17 protein-coding genes are annotated in these 16,888 nt (G+C 72.5%); 9 read left to right on the top strand and 8 right to left on the bottom strand.

Annotated elements, in window-relative coordinates; translation table 11 throughout:
• The first annotated feature begins 134 nt into the window (after positions 1–134).
• Complete coding sequence (locus tag ABZ459_RS47755) at positions 135–1,223, top strand: ArsO family NAD(P)H-dependent flavin-containing monooxygenase (protein ID WP_357986452.1); 1,089 nt, start codon at positions 135–137, stop codon at positions 1,221–1,223.
• Positions 1,224–1,278: 55 nt separating this feature from the next.
• Here the strand turns inward: ABZ459_RS47755 and ABZ459_RS47760 are convergent, their stop codons facing one another.
• Positions 1,279–1,860, bottom strand: a complete 582-nt coding sequence (locus tag ABZ459_RS47760) for a TetR family transcriptional regulator (RefSeq protein ID WP_357986454.1) — start codon at positions 1,858–1,860, stop codon at positions 1,279–1,281.
• A gap of 123 nt (positions 1,861–1,983) precedes the next feature.
• On the opposite strand from ABZ459_RS47760, the gene ABZ459_RS47765 reads away from it, so the two are divergent.
• From ABZ459_RS47765 to ABZ459_RS47780, 4 genes are all read left to right on the top strand, one after another.
• Positions 1,984–2,946 (top strand): VOC family protein, encoded by a 963-nt coding sequence (locus ABZ459_RS47765; protein ID WP_357986457.1) that lies wholly within the window; start codon positions 1,984–1,986, stop codon positions 2,944–2,946.
• Between the two features lie 224 nt (positions 2,947–3,170).
• A complete protein-coding gene (rsgA, locus tag ABZ459_RS47770; protein WP_357986460.1) occupies positions 3,171–4,247 on the top strand; it encodes a ribosome small subunit-dependent GTPase A in 1,077 nt (358 codons plus the stop codon).
• An 89-nt stretch (positions 4,248–4,336) separates the two neighbouring features.
• Complete coding sequence (locus ABZ459_RS47775) at positions 4,337–4,849, top strand: N-acetyltransferase (RefSeq protein ID WP_357986463.1); 513 nt, start codon at positions 4,337–4,339, stop codon at positions 4,847–4,849.
• 165 nt (positions 4,850–5,014) lie between these two features.
• A complete protein-coding gene (locus ABZ459_RS47780; RefSeq protein ID WP_357986466.1) occupies positions 5,015–5,758 on the top strand; it encodes a glucose 1-dehydrogenase in 744 nt (247 codons plus the stop codon).
• Between the two features lie 28 nt (positions 5,759–5,786).
• Here ABZ459_RS47780 and ABZ459_RS47785 read toward each other — a convergent pair whose 3' ends face one another.
• Positions 5,787–6,272 (bottom strand): hypothetical protein, encoded by a 486-nt coding sequence (locus ABZ459_RS47785; protein WP_357986469.1) that lies wholly within the window; start codon positions 6,270–6,272, stop codon positions 5,787–5,789.
• A gap of 101 nt (positions 6,273–6,373) precedes the next feature.
• On the opposite strand from ABZ459_RS47785, the gene ABZ459_RS47790 reads away from it, so the two are divergent.
• Positions 6,374–7,705 (top strand): tetratricopeptide repeat protein, encoded by a 1,332-nt coding sequence (locus tag ABZ459_RS47790; RefSeq protein ID WP_357986472.1) that lies wholly within the window; start codon positions 6,374–6,376, stop codon positions 7,703–7,705.
• On the opposite strand, the gene ABZ459_RS47795 is transcribed toward ABZ459_RS47790, so the two are convergent.
• From ABZ459_RS47795 to ABZ459_RS47805, 3 genes are read right to left on the bottom strand one after another with little or no spacing between them, the layout of a single operon-like run.
• A complete protein-coding gene (locus tag ABZ459_RS47795; protein WP_357986475.1) occupies positions 7,706–8,944 on the bottom strand; it encodes a DUF6596 domain-containing protein in 1,239 nt (412 codons plus the stop codon).
• Positions 8,941–9,264 (bottom strand): YciI family protein, encoded by a 324-nt coding sequence (locus tag ABZ459_RS47800; protein WP_357986478.1) that lies wholly within the window; start codon positions 9,262–9,264, stop codon positions 8,941–8,943. Before ABZ459_RS47800 ends, ABZ459_RS47795 begins: the two co-directional genes overlap by 4 nt.
• Before the next feature lie 41 nt (positions 9,265–9,305).
• Positions 9,306–9,926, bottom strand: coding sequence for a dihydrofolate reductase family protein (locus ABZ459_RS47805; RefSeq protein WP_357986481.1), 621 nt, complete (start codon positions 9,924–9,926; stop codon positions 9,306–9,308).
• A 148-nt stretch (positions 9,927–10,074) separates the two neighbouring features.
• Here ABZ459_RS47805 and ABZ459_RS47810 point away from each other — a divergent pair, with 148 nt between their 5' ends.
• The 3 genes from ABZ459_RS47810 to ABZ459_RS47820 all read left to right on the top strand — a co-directional run bounded on the left by ABZ459_RS47810 (position 10,075) and on the right by ABZ459_RS47820 (position 12,877).
• On the top strand, positions 10,075–11,058 hold the full coding sequence (locus ABZ459_RS47810; protein ID WP_357986484.1) for an AraC family transcriptional regulator: 984 nt from the start codon (positions 10,075–10,077) through the stop codon (positions 11,056–11,058).
• Between the two features lie 101 nt (positions 11,059–11,159).
• Positions 11,160–12,383, top strand: coding sequence for a styrene monooxygenase/indole monooxygenase family protein (locus ABZ459_RS47815; RefSeq protein WP_357986487.1), 1,224 nt, complete (start codon positions 11,160–11,162; stop codon positions 12,381–12,383).
• On the top strand, positions 12,380–12,877 hold the full coding sequence (locus ABZ459_RS47820) for a flavin reductase family protein (protein ID WP_357986490.1): 498 nt from the start codon (positions 12,380–12,382) through the stop codon (positions 12,875–12,877). The genes ABZ459_RS47815 and ABZ459_RS47820 overlap by 4 nt, the downstream gene beginning before the upstream one ends.
• A gap of 16 nt (positions 12,878–12,893) precedes the next feature.
• On the opposite strand, the gene ABZ459_RS47825 is transcribed toward ABZ459_RS47820, so the two are convergent.
• From ABZ459_RS47825 to ABZ459_RS47835, 3 genes are all read right to left on the bottom strand, one after another.
• Complete coding sequence (locus ABZ459_RS47825) at positions 12,894–13,496, bottom strand: methyltransferase domain-containing protein (protein ID WP_357986493.1); 603 nt, start codon at positions 13,494–13,496, stop codon at positions 12,894–12,896.
• A gap of 142 nt (positions 13,497–13,638) precedes the next feature.
• On the bottom strand, positions 13,639–15,366 hold the full coding sequence (locus tag ABZ459_RS47830; protein ID WP_357986496.1) for an ABC transporter ATP-binding protein: 1,728 nt from the start codon (positions 15,364–15,366) through the stop codon (positions 13,639–13,641).
• A complete protein-coding gene (locus ABZ459_RS47835) occupies positions 15,363–16,796 on the bottom strand; it encodes an ABC transporter ATP-binding protein (RefSeq protein ID WP_357986499.1) in 1,434 nt (477 codons plus the stop codon). Before ABZ459_RS47835 ends, ABZ459_RS47830 begins: the two co-directional genes overlap by 4 nt.
• Positions 16,797–16,888 lie beyond the last annotated feature (92 nt).

Below are 16,888 nucleotides of genomic sequence, written 5' to 3' on the forward strand. Positions count from 1 at the left end.
GGGGCCGGTTCCCGCAACGATAGTCACCAGCGCCGGAACGCCGATGGCCGAGATCCGCACCTCCTGCGGCGATCTATAATTTCGACTGGTATCGAATCAAGGAGTCGTGTCATGGCCGCCCCCGGCAGTGTCGTATGACCGAGAACCCGCACCTGGCCGACGTCGTGGTCATCGGTGCCGGCCAGGCCGGACTGGGGGTCGGATACCACCTGCGCCGGGCCGGCGCCGACTTCGTCATCCTGGACGCCCAGGAGGCCCCCGGCGGCGCATGGCGGCACGTCTGGCCGTCACTGCGCCTGTTCACCCTCGCCCGGCACAGCTCCCTGCCCGGCCGCATGATGCCGGCTCCCCCAGGCGACGGCTACCCGGACGCCCCGCACGTCGTCTCCTACTTCACCGACTACGAGCGGCGTTACCGGCTGCCGATCGTCCGCCCCGCCGCCGTGCGGGCGGTGCGGCGCGCCGACGACCGCCTCGCCGTGGAGAGCACCGCCGGGCTCTGGCACGCCCGCATCGTCGTCAGCGCCACGGGCACCTGGTGGCGGCCGTACGTGCCGTACTATCCGGGCATCCGCGACTTCCGCGGCGAGCAGTTGCACACCGCCGGCTACCGCGGCCCGGAGCCCTTCCGCGGTCGCCGGGTGCTGGTCGTCGGCGGCGGCAACTCCGCCGCGCAGATCCTCGCCGACCTCTCGCGGGTCACCGAGGTCGCCTGGGCGACCTCACGCCCGCCCCGGCTGATGCCCGACGAGCTGGACGGCCGCGCCGTGTTCGCCCTGACCGCCCGCCGCTACCGGGCCGTCCTGGCCGGGCAGGATCCCGGGGACGTTCCCGACCTGGGTGACATCATCGCCGTCCCGCCGGTGCGCGAGGCCCGTGACCGGGGTGTGCTCAAGGCCGAGCCCATGTTCTCCCGGATCACTACCGACGGGGTGACGTGGTCCGACGGCAGCGCGGCGGCCTTCGACGCCATCGTGTGGGGCACCGGTTTCCGTCCCGCCCTCAACCACCTGGCCCCGCTGCGGCTGCGCGGCTCCGGCGGCGTGATCGCCACCGAGGGCACCCGCGTCCTGGCCGAACCCCGCCTGCACCTGCACGGCTACGGCGAGTGGACCGGCCCCGCCTCCGACACCCTCATCGGCGCCGGCCACAATGCCCGCCACCTCGCGACCGAGATCGTCACCCAGTTGCGACTCGAGCCGCCGCGCCGGCGCCCCGCGTAGTCTCATCGGCCGAGCAGGCCGGCGCCGACTCCACCGTACGCAGCAGGCAGCCGATCTACGTGCGGTTCAGGCCGGCTTCCAGGTGTGCCAGTGCTGTGTCGATTTCGGCGGGGCCGTCCAGGCCGGGATCGTGGGCCCACTGCATCCAGACCATGGCCACGATCCCGAAGACCGCGCCGACCGCGTCGCGTACGCGCGGGTCGTCAGGAGCACAGCCGGCCTTGTCGGCCACGAGCCGGCAGACCTCTGCGATCAAGCCGGGACTCCTGCGCACGTTGGCGGCCAGTAGTTCGGGCACGGTGACCGCGAACACCTCCCGGGCGTGCCCGGCGGCGATCTCCTCCGGCGACAGGGCGGCGAAGGCGGCCCGGAACGCACCCCGCAGCAGGGGGACGGGGGCGTTTGGCGGCTGAGCGGCCAACGCCTCGGTGAGAGGCGGGAAGCCGTCGAGGACGACCAGATGCTCCTTGGTCGGGAAGTAGCGGAAGAAGGTGGCCGGAGAGACTTCAGCGGCCTCGGCGATCATTTCGGTGGTGGTGGCGTGGTAGCCCCGCTCACGAAAGAGCCTGAACGCCTCACGAAGGATCGTCTCCCGTGTCCTGGCCTTCTTGCGTTCGCGCAACCCGCCCTCTCCCATGCGGGACACTCTATCGAAGCAATAATGAGAGTGCACTATCTAAAGATAGTGTACTCTCAGAATTCCTTGAAGTCCGATCGGGGCGACCACACCCCAGGACCGCACGCATGGAGGCTCTTCACCATGGGCGACGACATCACCGGCCTGCACCACGTGGGCCACATCGTGCACGACATGACCCAGGCCATGGACACCTACCGCCGACTCGGTTTCACCGTTGCCGCGCCCACCTACCCCATGCTGCCGCGGGTCGCCGGAGGAGCCGCCGAGCCGTTCGGCGTGGCCAACGCGCACGTGCAGTTCCCGCGCAACTTCATCGAGCTGGTGGCCGTGATCGACGACGTCGGCCACCTGCCCGGCGAGGCCCGGCCGATCCCGCTGCGGGTGCCCGACGACAGGCTGCCTGGACTGCTGGCCGCCATCGGCGCCACCACCGCCAACATCGCGTCGTTCCTGCAGCGGTTCCAGGGCCTGCACATCATGATCGCCGACACGCCGGACATCGACGTCATCGCCGCGGGGCTGACCGCGGCCGGCGTCGACCATGCCGGCGTGCACGCCGTGCAGCGCCCCGTCGAGACCCGCACCGGCACCACGATGGAACCGGTCCGATACCTGGAGATCTCCGCATCCGGCCTGCCCGCCGGGCGCGTGCCGGAAGGCAGGATCGGGTTCGCCGAGAACGCGCCGGCCCGACCGGGCGGCACCCAGCCGCACACCGTCCACCCCAACGGCGCCACCGGGCTGGTCGAATGCGTGCTGTGCGTCGCCGACGAGGCGCTCCCCGCGCTGACGCGGCGTTATGCCACCTACTTCGGGCAGGCGCGCGACGGTCGGCCGCACACCTTCGACCGGGCGGACGTCACCGTCGTCTCTGCCTCGACGCTCGGCGACCTGCTGCCCGGTGAGCGGCCCGCGGCCCTGCCCGCGTTCGTCGCCTGCACGGTGTCGGTGCGCGACATCACCGCCACGCGACAGCACCTGCGCGACAACGACGTCCAAGTACGCGTGACCGGCCGCCAGGAGATCTTCGTGCCCGCCGAGGCCGCGTCGGGCACCGCGATCATCTTCCGCCAGGAAGAGTGAGCCCCACTGCCCGGCCGAGATGCTAGGCTGCCGTTCGTTCGGTACTGGATCTGTGTGGATGGGAGGTGAGGTTCGATGACCGCGGTGAAGACCGCTGCCCCGTGCAGCGCCCGGACCAACCTCACGTCCCGGGCCCCGGTCTGACCCACTTCCTCTCCCTGCCATGAATCAGGCGGGGTGACGTCCACGTCTCGTCGGGGCCCCTTCTCCGCAAGGGTCTCACGTTGTCACACACGTACACCGATCCATCCGGCCTGTCCCGGTACGGGTGGACCGGCGCACTCGACCGAACCTTCACCGAACACTACGAAGCGGGCCTCGTCCCGGCCCGGATCTCCCGGGTCGACCGCGGCCTGTGCACGGCGGTCACCGCATCGGGCCCGGCGCGGGCCACGTTCGCCGCGCCGCACCCGTCCGACCCGCTCCTGACGCCCTGCACTGGCGACTGGGCCGCGCTGCGTCCCGGAGCCGAGCCGCACCTGGTGACGCTGTTGCCGCGGCACAGCGCGATCGTGCGCTCGTCGGCGTCCAGGTCCTCCCACGGACAGGTGCTCGCCGCCAACGTCGACACGGTGCTCATCGCGCTGTCCCTGGCCACGCCCCTGGACGCGGCCAAGCTGGAACGGCTGCTCGCCCTGTCCTGGGAGAGCGGGGCGCAGCCGGTGATCGTCCTGACCAAGGCGGACCTGGCCCACGACGCCGAGGCCGTCCTCGCCGAGGCCGAGTCGCTGGCACCCGGCGTGGACGTCCTGGTCACCAGCGTCGCCACCGGTCACAACATGGACGTGCTGGCCGGGCTGGTGCGCGGCACCACCGTGCTGCTCGGCCCCTCGGGCGCGGGCAAGTCCAGCCTCGGCAACACGCTGCTCGGCGCGGAGCTGCTGGCCACCGGCACGGTGCGCGCGCAGGACGGCAAGGGCCGCCACACCACCGTCCGCCGCGAGCTGCTCCCCCTGCCGGGCGGCGGGATCCTCATCGACACGCCCGGCCTGCGCGGGATCAGCCTGCACGACGCCGCCGACGGCCTGGAGCAGGTCTTCGCCGAGATCGAAGAGCTCGCCGCCGCCTGCCGCTTCGCCGACTGCGCCCACGACACCGAACCGGGATGCGCGGTCCAGGCCGCCATCCGGTCCGGCGAGCTGTCCGGACGCCGCCTGCGCAGCTACCGGAAGCTGCAACGGGAGAACGCCTGGGCGGCCTCGCGTACCGATGCCCGGCTGCGCGACGAGCGCGTCAACCACAAGAAGGCCATCACCAGTCACCTGCGCGCCACCTACAGGTTCCGGGACCGGCAGTCGTGACCGGCCACGTCCCCCGACCGTCCGTTCCGTCCACCACAAGCACCGGCCAGGTCCCGCATCCGCAGAAGGACAAGGAGACGAACCCGATCATGACCACTTCCTGGATCACCCGTCCCGAGAACGCCGCCGACGCCGCCGCCGTCCGCGAGATCAACCTCTCGGCCTTCCCCGGCCCGCATGAGGCCGACCTCGTCGAGGCGCTGCGGGCCGACCCGCAGGCGTGGCTGCCCGGCCTGGCCTGGCTGGCCGAGGCACCCGGCGGCGAGCTCGCCGGATACGCGCTGCTCACCCGCTGCCACGTCGGCGACTCCCCCGCCCTCGCCTTGGGCCCGTGCGCCGTCCGGCCCGGACACCAGCGACAGGGCGCGGGTTCCGCCGCCATCCGCGCCGCCCTGCAGGCGGCCCGCGAGCAGGGCGAGAACCTGGTGGTCGTGCTCGGTCACGCCGAGTACTACCCGCGCTTCGGCTTCTCCCCGGCCTCCGGGTTCGGCATCCGGCCGTCGTTCGAGGTCGAGGACAAGTACATGATGGCGCTCGCCCTCGACCCCGAGCGCCCGGTCCCGAGCGGCGTCATCCGCTACGCGGCGGCGTTCGGCGTCTGACCTCCCGCTCCTCGCCCGCGCCGGACGGCCTCCAGCACGGCTGGGGGCCGTCCGGCCGAGCATGTCGTGATTTTCTTCGGCACGGACGTCGAGACCGGCACCCCCGCTCCGACTCCCCAGTGAGTCGCTCCGAAAAGCGGAGCGGCCGACGGCAAGGGAGCCGACATGGGGACGCTGGAGAACAAGAACGCACTGGTGACCGGCGGGTCGCGGGGAATCGGGCGGGCGATCGTGGTGCGGCTGGCCCGTGAGGGCGCGGCGGTGCTGTTCACCTACCACCGCGACCAGGCGGCGGCCGAGGCGGTGGTGGCCGAGGTGGCGGCCTTCGGCGGGCGGGCGATCGCCGTACGGGCGGACCAGGGGCGCACGGAAGACCTCAAGCACCTCTTCGGCGAGGTCGACCGCTGCCTGGACGGCCTGGACGTGGTGGTCAACAACGCGGCGATCAATCCGATGGGAGACATCCGCGACGCCGTCGAGAGCGACTTCGACGAGGTGATGGCGGTCAACACCAAGGGGCCGTTCTTCGTCATGCAGGCCGCCGCGGAAAGGCTCGGCGAGGGCGGACGGATCGTCAACATCTCCTCCACGGGCGCGGCGCCGGGCCTGGCCCTGTACTTCGCCAGCAAGGCGGCGCTGGAGTCGATCACCGCGGTCGCCGCCCGCGAGTTCGGCCCCAGGGGCATCACGGTCAACAGCGTCTCCCCCGGCGCCACCGACACGGACATGATGCGCGCCGCCGCCGGTGAGCATCTGGAGCAGGCCATCGCCCACACCGTGGCCCTGACGCCGCTGCAACGGCTCGGACGCCCCGAGGACATCGCCAACGTCGTCGCCTTCCTGGCCGGGCCCGACGCCCAATGGATCACGGGCCAGAACCTGCGGGTCTCCGGCGGCCTGGTGATCTGACCGGCGGCAGCGGGCCGTCCCGCCCCGGTCAGGAGCCGTTGAACGGTTCCAGAGGGCGGGCGCCGAGCACGCACCGGGCCGGCACGTGCGGCAGGCAGGCCTGCACACCGGCGACCTCCTCCTCGCCGATCGTCCAGTCCATGGCGGTCGGGCCGCCGCCCAGGAGGACCGCCTCCATGAAGTCGTTCCAGCGTCCGTACGAGCTGAGCAGGACCAGGTCGTCCGGCACGTCCAGGTCCAGGACGACGTAGCGGGCGTACTCCTCCTCGGTCTGCGGGCACAGGAGGGCCTCGGCCGTCACGGCCACCGTGTCGTCGCGGGTGTCCGGGCCGGGCCACGCCCACACCGGCGGACGGCCCCGGCAGTCGAGGCCACGCCTGGCCATCTCCCCCGCCATCTCCTCGTAGACCGGCCGGTACGACGGGATCGACAGCCGGGCCCAGTCGCCGGCCAGTTCGCCGTCGGTCTCCAGCGTGACCAGGACCGCCCGGTGCTGCACCGTCCACAAACGCATCGGACGATTGTGGCAAGAACGGCTGCCGGCGATCTCGTGTATCGCGGATGTATCGAAAAACGCATACATCACGGCAACGGCCGTCCCCCTTCACTGGAGGCATGGAAAGGGAGAAGGCTTCGGCCGATGACGGGAGATGGGACCGGCGTTCGCTGTTCCGGGGGGCCGCCGTGCTGGCCGGCGCCGCCGCGACCGCGCCGCTGCTGGACGGGACGGCCACGGCGCTGGCCGACGGCGGCGACGCCGACGCGCTGTTCAAGGCCGGGAAGTTCGAGCAGGCCGGCCGCGCGTACGAGGAGATCCTGAAGAAGGACCCCAGGAACCTGCACGCGGCCCGCCGGCGCGGCCATGTCGGGCTGCTGTCCAACCGGTTCCCCGAAGCCGAGAAATACCTCAAGATGGCCGTCCGCCTGGCGCCCGCGGACAAGGAGGCCAACGAGCTCCTGGGCGACTGCTACATCCGGCAGGACAAGTTCGCCCTCTCCGTTCCGTGCTGGCAGGCGGCCGGCGCGGAGGACTACGCCAAGTGGTTCGCGGCGATCAGCGGGGAGCCGTACCAGATCAAGGGCGACGTCGGCCGGGCGCGGTTCCTGCAGATGGACCCGCGGCCGCTGGTGGAGGCCTCGGTCAACGGCGGACCGGCGAAGCGCTTCACGTTCTACACCGGCGCCCCGAACCTGAGCCTGACCGCGTCGGCGGCCAAGGAGGCCGGGCTGAAGGCCGTCGTCAGTCAGAAGACCGACTTCGAGGGCACGCCCATCTGGGTGCACTACGGGGTGCTGGACTCCTTCAGGCTGGGCGGCATCGAGATACGCAACGTCCCCGTGGGCTGGTCGTCGACGGAGTCGGGCGCCGACGTCGGCACCGACGGCGACGGCCTGATCGGCACGTGGCTCTTCTACCACCTGCTGACCACGTTCGACTACGCGGGCCGGCACCTGATCCTGCGCCGCCGCACCCCCGAGACGGCCGGCGAGGCACGCGCCGCCGCCGCGCGGGCGGGCGCCGAGCCGCTGCCGATGTGGCTGGCCCGTGACCACAACGTGCACAGCCTGGGCAGCATCGCGGGGTCCGGCCCGCGGGTGGTGGGCGTGAACCTCGGCGGGGTCGGCGAGGTCGCCGCGGGCATGCCCGGAGAGGTGGCCGAACGTCTGGGGGTCCGGACCGACCACGAGCGCCCGATCGAGACGTTCGCCCACAGCCACCCGACCATCACCCACCCCTGCTATCCGGAGGAGATCCGGCTCGGCGGCGCCGTCGCCGAGCGGGTCTACTGCGAGGCGGACCCGAACATGCCGGTCAACGTGCCCTGGCCCTACGGGACGGGCTTCGACGGGATCGCCCACTTCGCCCACTGCTTCTTCAAGCCCTACAACCTCACCCTCGACTTCACCGACATGAAGCTCTACATCGCCCGCGGCAAGGCCACCTGATCATCTCGACCGCAGCCGGTCGCGGCGGCGGGTCAAAGAGGCGGTCTCGGCGGTGTTGCCGGCCAGCTCGATGGCCTTGTCGTAGGCGGCGCGCGCCTCCTGATCGCGGTCCAGCCGGCGCAGCAGGTCGGCGCGGGTGGCGTGGTAGGCGTGGTAGCCGGCCAGCCTGTGCCCGAGACGGTCGACGGCCGCCAGCGCGACCTCCGGCCCGTCGAGCTCGGCGACCGCGACGGCCCGGTTGAGCGCGACGACCGGCGAGGGGTCGAGGCGGACGAGCTGGTCGTAGAGGGCCAGGACCTGCGACCAGTCGGTGTCGCGCATGTCGCGGGCGGAGGTGTGCACGGCGTTGATCGCCGCGAGGATCTGGTAGCGGCCCGGCGCCACCCCGGCGGCGGCCGCGGCCAGGCGCTCGCGCACCAGCCGGTGGCCCTCGGCGATCAGCGCCGCGTCCCAGGCCCCACGGTCCTGCTCGTCGAGCGCGACCAGTTCGCCGTCGGCCGAGACCCGGGCGGGGCGGCGGGCCTCGATCAGCAGCATCAGCGCCAGCAGCCCGGTCACCTCGCCGTCGTCCGGCAGGAGGGCGCGGATCAGGCGGGTGAGCCGGATCGCCTCGGCGGTCAGCTCGTGCCGTACGGGATCGGTGCCGGGGCCGGTGGCCAGGTAGCCCTCGTTGAAGACCAGGAACAGGACGGCGAGCACGCCGGAGACACGCGCCGGGAGATCTTCGGCGGACGGCACCCGATAAGGGATGCGCGCCGCCTTGATCTTGGCCTTCGCGCGGGTGATCCGCTGCCCCACGGCGCTCTCCTGCGCCAGGAAGGCGCGCGCGATCTCGGGCATCGTCAGGCCGGCGACCAGGCGCAGCGTCAGCGCTGTGCGGGCCTCCATCGCCAGCGCCGGATGACAGCAGGTGAAGATCAGCCGGAGCCGGTCGTCGTCGATGGCGCCGGCAGGCTCGGGTGGGTCGTCGTGGGACATCTGAGCCTTCCTGTGCTTGTCGTCGCGCTTGTTCTCGCGCCGGATCCGGTCGATGGCCTTGCGGTTGGCGGTGGTGGTCAGCCAGGCGCCCGGATTGGGCGGCACGCCGTCGGCCGGCCACCGTTCGACGGCGGTCGCGAACGCCTCGGCGGCCGCCTCCTCGGCGATGTCGAGGTCACCGAAACGCCTGGTCAGGGCGGCGACCACCCGGGCCCACTCCTCGCGGTGGGCCCGGGTGACCGCCTCGCGGGCGTCGTTCACAGGAACGGTCGCACCTCGACCCTGCGGTTGCAGTGCTTCGACCCGTCGGCGGCGAGCCGGAGGGCCACGTCGAGGTCGGGGGCCTCGATGATCCAGAAGCCGGCGAGGTACTCCTTGGACTCCAGGAAGGGCCCGTCGGTGACCATCACCTCCGCGCCCCGGTTGTCGATGACGGTGGCCGTGCCGGGCGCGGCGAGGCCGCCGGCGAAGACCCAGTGGCCCCCGGTCCTGAGGCCCTCGCTGAACACGTCGATCGCCGCGCGCTCCTCCGGGGTGGCCGAGTTGGTCCTGTGGTCGATCACTGAGATCAGGTATCGCATGTGCAGATCGTCTCCTGTGGGGCCAGGGCAGCGGGCATGACTCAGGTCGTGGCGTACTGCGGGCGCCCGGCCGGCCGGTAGACCTGGATCGTCACGCCCTTGGAGTCGGCCCGCGACTCGATCAGGTCGAGCGCGAGATCGGGGCCGGCGTCCGGGAACAACCGCGCGCCCTGGCCGAGCACCACCGGAACGACGATCAGGGTCAGCTCGTCGACCAGGTCGTTCGCCAGCAGCCACCGGACCAGCGTGCCACTGCCGTGCACCTGCACCTCACCCCCCGGCTCCGCCTTCAGTGCCCTGACGGCGGTCCTGAGGTCGCCGGGCAGGACGGTGGTGCCCGCCCACGCCGGATCGGTGAGCGTGGCCGACGCCACGTACTTGGGCCGCGTGTTCAGCGCGCCCAGGACGGTCTCCCAGCCGGGGACGTCCCGGGCCGTCAACGACCCCCACGAGCCGGCGAACAGCTCGTAGGTGCGCCGCCCGAACAGGAACGCGTCGGCGCGCCCGTAGGTCTGGTTGATGAACGTCGTGGTCTCGTCGTCACCCCTGCCCAGGGCCCACCCGCCGCGCTCGAAGCCGTTCCTGCGGTCCTCCTCCGACGCGCCGCCGTTGCCCTGCATCACTCCGTCGACGGTGACCTGGGTCATGGTCGTCAGCTTCATGGTCGCGCTTCCTTAGCCTGTGGCGCCGCCCCTTGCGGGCGGTCTCACCCCTGCTACGAACGCCGCCGCCGCGATCCGACACCGCCGCCGGATCTTTTGTGCGTACTTTTACGTGGAACGCCGAGGGCGGGACGCCCGATCATCTGGTGTGCTCCTCAGCAACCGTGCCGTCTTCGCCAGCTCCGACCTCGACGAGGTCCGCGGCGAGGTCGCCAAGGTGTTCTGCCCGCACCGGCTGGACCTGGCCGGGGACGCGAACCTGCTGTCGGCCCGGTTCAACTCCGTGCAGCTCGGCTCGGTCCGCGTGAGCTACCTCGACTACGGGGCCGACGTGCACATCGAGCCGGGCGACCTCGACACGTTCTTCCTGGTCATGATCCCGCTCGCCGGACGCAGCCTGATCCGCGCCGGCGGCGAGGAGATCGTCTCCACCCCGTTGCTGGCCTCGCTGCCCTCGCCGACCCGCCACCTCGACATGCGCTGGGCCGCCGGCTGCCCGCAGTTGCTGGTCAAGTTCGAGCGCTCGGCGATCGAACGCTCGCTGGAGCAGATGCTCGGCGAGCCGCTCGACGGCCCGGTCGTCTTCGACCTCGGCATGGACCTGACGACGGGCTGGACCCGTTCCTGGCGCGACATGGCCGACCTGCTGGTCAGGGAGGCCGAGCGGGAGGACGGGCTGGCCGGCCACCCGCTGGCCATCGCCCATCTGGAGAACGCCCTGATCACCCTGCTGCTGACCATGCAGCCCTCCAACTACCTGGAACGACTGACCGCTCCCAGGCCGCCCGCGCTGCCGAAGGTCGTGCGCCGGGCGATGGAGTTCATCGAAGGGCACGCCCACCTCCCGCTGAGCACGACGGACATCGCCGGCGCCGTCGCGGTCAGCAGCCGCTCACTCCAGGAGGGCTTCCGCGCGCATCTCGGGCTGTCCCCGATGGCCCACCTCAGGCAGGTCCGGCTGACGCGCGTGCACGACGAGCTCAGGACGGCCGACCCGGCCAGGGCCACGGTGACCACGGTGGCCGCCCGATGGGGATTCCTGCACCAGGGACGATTCGCCGCCCAGTACCGCGAGAGGTTCGGGCAGCCGCCGTCGGAGACGTTGCGCAGAGGTCCCGCGTCAGGCGGATGAGATCCGCGCTCAGCGGATGGCACGGGCGCACGCGCCGCCCGTACCGTTCTTGTCAGGCGCCGATCAGATCCTCCACACCACACCACCAGAAGGACACCACCATGCGCGACATCCTCATCGTCGGCGCCGGCCAGGCCGGTCTCCACCTGGCCATCGGCCTGCTCCAGCACGGCTACGACGTGACCGTGGTCTCCAACCGCACCCCCGAGTCCATCCGCGACGGCCGGGTGATGTCCGGCCAGGCCATGTTCGGCACCGCGCAGGCCCACGAGCGCGAGATCGGCCTCGACTGGTGGGCCGACGTCTGCCCGCCCATCGAGGGCATCGCGCTCACGGTCCCGAGCCCGGAGGGCGGCAAGGCCCTCGACTGGGCGGCGCGGCTGGACGTCCCCGCCCGCTCGGTCGACCAGCGGCTGAAGATGCCGGCCTGGCTGGGCGAGTTCGAGCGGCTCGGCGGCAAGCTCGTCCTGCACGACGCCACCCCCGATGACCTGGAGAGCTACGCGGCCCGGTACGACCTGGTTCTGGTCGCCGCGGGCAAGGGCCAGATCGCCTCGCTCTTCGAACGGGACCCCGCCCGCTCCCCCTACACCACCCCGCAGCGCGCGCTGGCCGTCACCTACGTCAACGGCCTCGCCCCCCGTCCCGGTCATTCGGCGGTCTGCTTCAACCTGCTGCCCGGCGTGGGCGAGTACTTCGTCTTCCCCGCGCTCACGCACACCGGCCCCTGCGAGATCATGGTGTTCGAGGGCGTGCCCGACGGCCCCATGGACTGCTGGGGCGACGTCCGCGGCCCCGCCGAGCACCTGGCCCGCAGCCGCCGGATCCTGGAGACGTTCTTCCCGTGGGAGGCCGAGCGCTGCGCCGGGATCGAGCTCACCGACGCCAACGCGGTGCTGACCGGCCGCTTCGCCCCCACCGTCCGGCGCCCGGTTGCCGTGCTGCCCTCCGGCGCGCCGGTGCTCGGCGTCGCCGACGTGGTGGTGCTCAACGACCCGATCACCGGGCAGGGCAGCAACAACGCCGCCAAGTGCGCCGCCACCTACCTGCGGGCCATCGTGGAACGCGGCGGGCAGCCGTTCGACGCCGACTGGATGCGGCAGACCTTCGACCTGTTCTGGGCGCAGGCCCAGCACGTCACCAACTGGACCAACGCCCTGCTCGCGCCGGCCGAGCCCCACCACCTGGCGCTGCTGGGCGCCGCCGGTCAGCGCCCAGAGATCGCCTCCCGGTTCGTCAACGGCTTCGACGACCCGGCCGACTACGCCGAGTGGTTCATGGACGCCGGCCGTGCCGAGACCTATCTGGGCAGGGTGACGGCATGAGGTCGCTGCGCGAGGCCTTCGGGCAGTTCGCCACCGGGGTGGCGGTGATCACGACGGTGACCGCCGACGGGGAGCGGGCCGGCGTGACCGTCAACTCCCTCACCTCGGTCTCGCTCGATCCGGCGCTGCTGCTGTGGTGCCTGTCGAACCGGGCGCCCAGCGCGCCGCTCTTCCTGCGGGCCGGGCGGTTCGCCGTCAACATCCTGGCCGCCGACCAGGGCCACCTGTCCAGGCGCTTCGCCACCCCCGCGGCCGACAAGTTCGCCGGGGTGGAGCTGCTCGGCACGCCGCTGCCGATACTCGCCGGGGCGCTGGCCAGCTTCGTCTGCCGCACCGAGCGCGTCCACGACGGCGGCGACCACCACATCCTCGTCGGGGCGGTGGAACGTTACCAGCGGGCCGGGGGCGAGCCGCTCGTCTTCCACTCCGGCCGGTACCGGGAGTTCTGGCCCGAGATGAGCGCCGGCGAGGGCCGCGTGGCCAGCCACGCGTGACGGCCGCCGGGGGGTGTCACTTCTGCCCCGGCGCCGCGGCCACGGTCGGGCGCCGGCAGACGTACGTACGCGCGGGCGGCAGGTTGCGCCAGACGGTTCGGGTCGTCAGCACCTCGTCGAAGGCGGCGTCCAGCCGGCCGCGGAACCGCCTGCCCGGGCCGGACCGCGTGCCGGTCAGGTAGGCGATCGTGGTGAAGCTGCCGCCGGGCGCCAGGACGCGCGAGACCGCATCGAGGATGCGCTCCTGGGCCCGTTCCGGGATGAGGGTCCACGGCAGCGCGCTCACCACGGCGTCCACCTCGCCCGCGCCGATGCGTGACCCCAGGTCGGCGGCGTCCATGTGCAGCACCTCCAGCCACGGACGGGTCTGCGCCAGATGGTCGACCATCGCGCGGTCGGTCTCCACCGCCACGAACCGTGCCCGGGACGGCAGCCGGGACCGGATCAGCCCGCTGATCGCGCCGGTCCCGGGCCCCAGCTCCAGCACGGTCGGCGCGCCGCGCTTCGGCACCACCTCGACGAGCTGCGCGGCCAGCAGCTCCGACGTGGGGGCGAAAGCGCCGATCACCAGGGGCCTGTTCGCGGCCGCCCTGAGGAAGACGCCAAGATCAGATCGCATGCCTCGACGCTAGTGACGCGCCGGTCCGGACGACTCCTGCCTGGTGGCGATTCCCCGCCTCCGACCATGAGCCGGGCTCGGCGGCCGGCCGGCCGGACCGGTCCTCCGCCCGGAGGACCCGTCCCGCCCGGCAGGCCACCCGCTAAGGGCGTGAGCCGTGCCAGGAGTTCCACAACTCCTGATAGACGCCGCCGGCCGCAAGCAGTTCGTCGTGCGCGCCGACCTCCACGACGCGTCCGCCCTCCATCACCACCACCCGATCCGCGTCCCGCGCCGTGTGCAGCCGGTGCGCGATCGCGATCACCGTGCGTCCGTCCAGCACCGCCGCCAGCGACCGTTCGGCGCGCCGGGCCGTACGCGGGTCGAGCATGGCGGTGGCCTCGTCGAGGATGACGGTGTGCGGGTCGGCCAGGACGACCCGGGCCAGGGCGAGCTGCTGCACCCGGTCGGGGCCGGGTTCGGCGCCGGAGGCGTGCGGGCCGAGCTCGTCGTCCAGCGAGGTCACCCAGTCGGCGCCGACCGCCGCCAGGGCCTTCTCCATCCGGTTGTCGTCGGCCGTGGGGTCGGCCAGCTGGAGGTTGTCGCGGACGGTGCCGAGGAACAGGTGCTGCTCCTGGGTGACCAGCACGACGTGCTTGCGGAGCTGGGCGGGCGACAGGTCGGCGACCGGGATCGAGCCGACGGTGACCGTGCCGAGGCGGGGCCGGTCGATGCCGGCCAGCAGCTTGCCGAGCGTGGACTTGCCGGCTCCAGAAGGGCCGACGACGGCCAGGCGCTCGCCTGGCCGCACGGTCAGTTCCACGCCGGTGACGACGTCGCCGGTGGATTCGTAGGCGAAGTGCACGCCGGCCGCCACGATGTGGTCGTCCTGGGGGTCGGGGGCGGCCACGCCGGTCCGCGCCGCCGGGGTCCGGAGCCCTTCGATCCGGGCGAAGGAGGCGCCGCTGCTCTGCAACTGTTCCATCCACATGAGGATGGTCTCGATGGGCTGCTGGAGCTGGCGCAGGTAGAGCACGCACGAGACGACCGCGCCGAGGGTGACCTGGCCGCTGTCCAGCAGTGCGCCGCCGAGCAGCAGGACCAGCACCGGCGGCAGGAGGGCGGAGACCTCGACCGACGGCCAGAGGACACCGCGCAGGAAGAGGGTTCGCAGCTGGGCGACCCGGCTGCGCTCGATCACCCGCTCGGCGGCGCGGGTGCGCCGGTCCCGCAGGCCGAGAGCCTCGATGGTGCGGGCGCCGGCGGCGTTGGCGGCCAGGTGCTCGGCCAGTTCCGAGCGGGCGGCGCCCTCCTCCAGGTAGGCGTCGCGGGCGCGGCGCAGGTACCAGCGGGAGGCGGCGGCGACGCCGGCGAGCGCGACCAGACCGCAGGCTCCCAGCAGCGGGTCGACCACGAAGACGGCCGTGACGAGGAAGATCGCCTGCAGGGCGGAGATCAGCACGGCCGGGGCGGCGTCGCGCAGGGTTCGCCCGACCACGCCGACGTCCGTGGTGCCGCGGGCGGTCAGGTCTCCGGTGCGGATGTGCTCGACCGTGGCGGCGGGCAGGGCCAGCACGCGGTCGAGGAACTCCTGCCGGATGTGTTCCTGGACGCGCTCGCTGAAGCGGGTGCCGGTCCGCTCGGCGTATCGGGACAGGACGAGCTGCAGCAGCGCCCCGCCCACGGCGACCGCGGCGAGGAGGTCGATCGCCCCGCCGGCGGAGATGGTGTCGATGATGCGGCCCAGCAGCCACGGGCTGACCAGGGCCGCGGCCGCCGCCAGGCCGTTGAGGAGCAGGGTGGCGGTGAACCCGGGGACGTCGCGGCGGATCAGGCGCAGGGCCGCCTGCCGTACGCGCCTGCGGTCGGCGACGGGGAGGTCGCGGGTCACGACACCACCGCCCGGTACTCGTCGCTGGATTCCAGCAGGTCGCGGTGGGTGCCGGTCGCGGCCACCCGGCCGTCCTCGATCAGCACGACTTCGTCGGCCTGGGCGAGCAGCAGCGGCGACGTGGTGGCGACGACCGTCGTACGGCCGGCACGCGCCGTACGAAGGCGCTGCGCGAGCAGGGATTCGGTGTGCGCGTCCAGCGCGGAGGTGGGGTCCACCGCCAGCAGCAGCTCGGGATCGGCCACCAGCGCCCTGGCCAGGCGCACCCGCTGGCGCTGGCCGCCCGACAGGTTGCGGCCGCCGGGCTCGATCACGGAGTCCAGGCCGTGGCGCAGCCCGGCGACCACGTCCTGGGCGGCGGCGACGGTGACGGCGCGACGGATGGTCTCGTCGTCGGCCTCGCCCCGGCCCTGCAGCACCTCGCGCAGCCTGCCGGCGAACAGGGCGGCGTCGTGGTCGGCGATCAACGACGTGCCGTCGAATCCGCCGAGGCCCTCCAGCAGCGCCACGCTCTCCTCGGGGCGGGCGCTGACCAGCCCCACGAAGCTGCCCGGCGTGATCTCCAGCCCGGTGGAGCGGGGCCGGTCGCCGGGCCGCAGCGCGAGGAAGCGGGTGACCTGCCGGGCGGAGACCAGGCCGTGGCTGATCTGGAAGCTGCCCTCGATGAAGAAGGACACCGGAACCACCAGCATGGCGATGTATCCGTACACGCCGACCAGCTCGCCCACCGTGATCGTGCCCTCCGCGGCCAGCCTGGCGCCCAGCCAGGTCACCGCGGCCAGGAACAGCGCCGGCAGCCCGACGCCCAGCGCGCCGATCCAGCTCGTCAGCGACGCCACCCGGTACCCCTGCTCGCGCAGGCGTGCCGAGTCGGCGAGGTGACGCTCGGCGTAGGCGGCCTTGCCGCCGAACGCGTTGAGCACCCGCAGCCCCTCGATCAGGTCCACCAGGCGGGCGGTCAGCCTGCCCTGGCTCTCGCGGTAGCCGTTCTGCACCTTCATCAACCGCCCGAGCAGCGGCCCGAGCACGATCCCCAGCACCGGCACGCCGAGCAGCACCACCACGGCCAGCACCACGGAGACCTGCAGCAGCAGCGCCGCCACCACCCCGTAGCTGATCACCGCGCCCACCCCGGGGCCGGTCACCGTCAGCGCGGCGGCGATGGTGATGACGTCGCCGATGCCGATCGTCACGACCTCGCCCGCCGAGGTGCGCCTGTTCAGGTCCGCGCCAAGCGTGTTGATCTGCTCCACCAGGGCGCGCACCGTGCGGAAGTTGGCGTCCATCCGGATCTTGGTCATCGTGCGGTGCCGCATCATCGCCAGCCAGGCGTTGACGAGGCCGGCGCCGAGCAGCGCCAGCACCCAGCCGGGCGCCAGGTCGTCGTCGATCGCCCGGGACAGCAGGTACGGCGGGAGCGTGAGGCCCACCGTCCACAGGGTGCCCAGTGTCGCGCCCAAGGCGACCCGGCCCTTCTGCGCCCACGCCAACCAGCACAAATACCGAGCAGCCGCCTTCATGG

Source organism: Nonomuraea sp. NPDC005692 (assembly GCF_040631115.1).
GTDB lineage: Bacteria > Actinomycetota > Actinomycetes > Streptosporangiales > Streptosporangiaceae > Nonomuraea.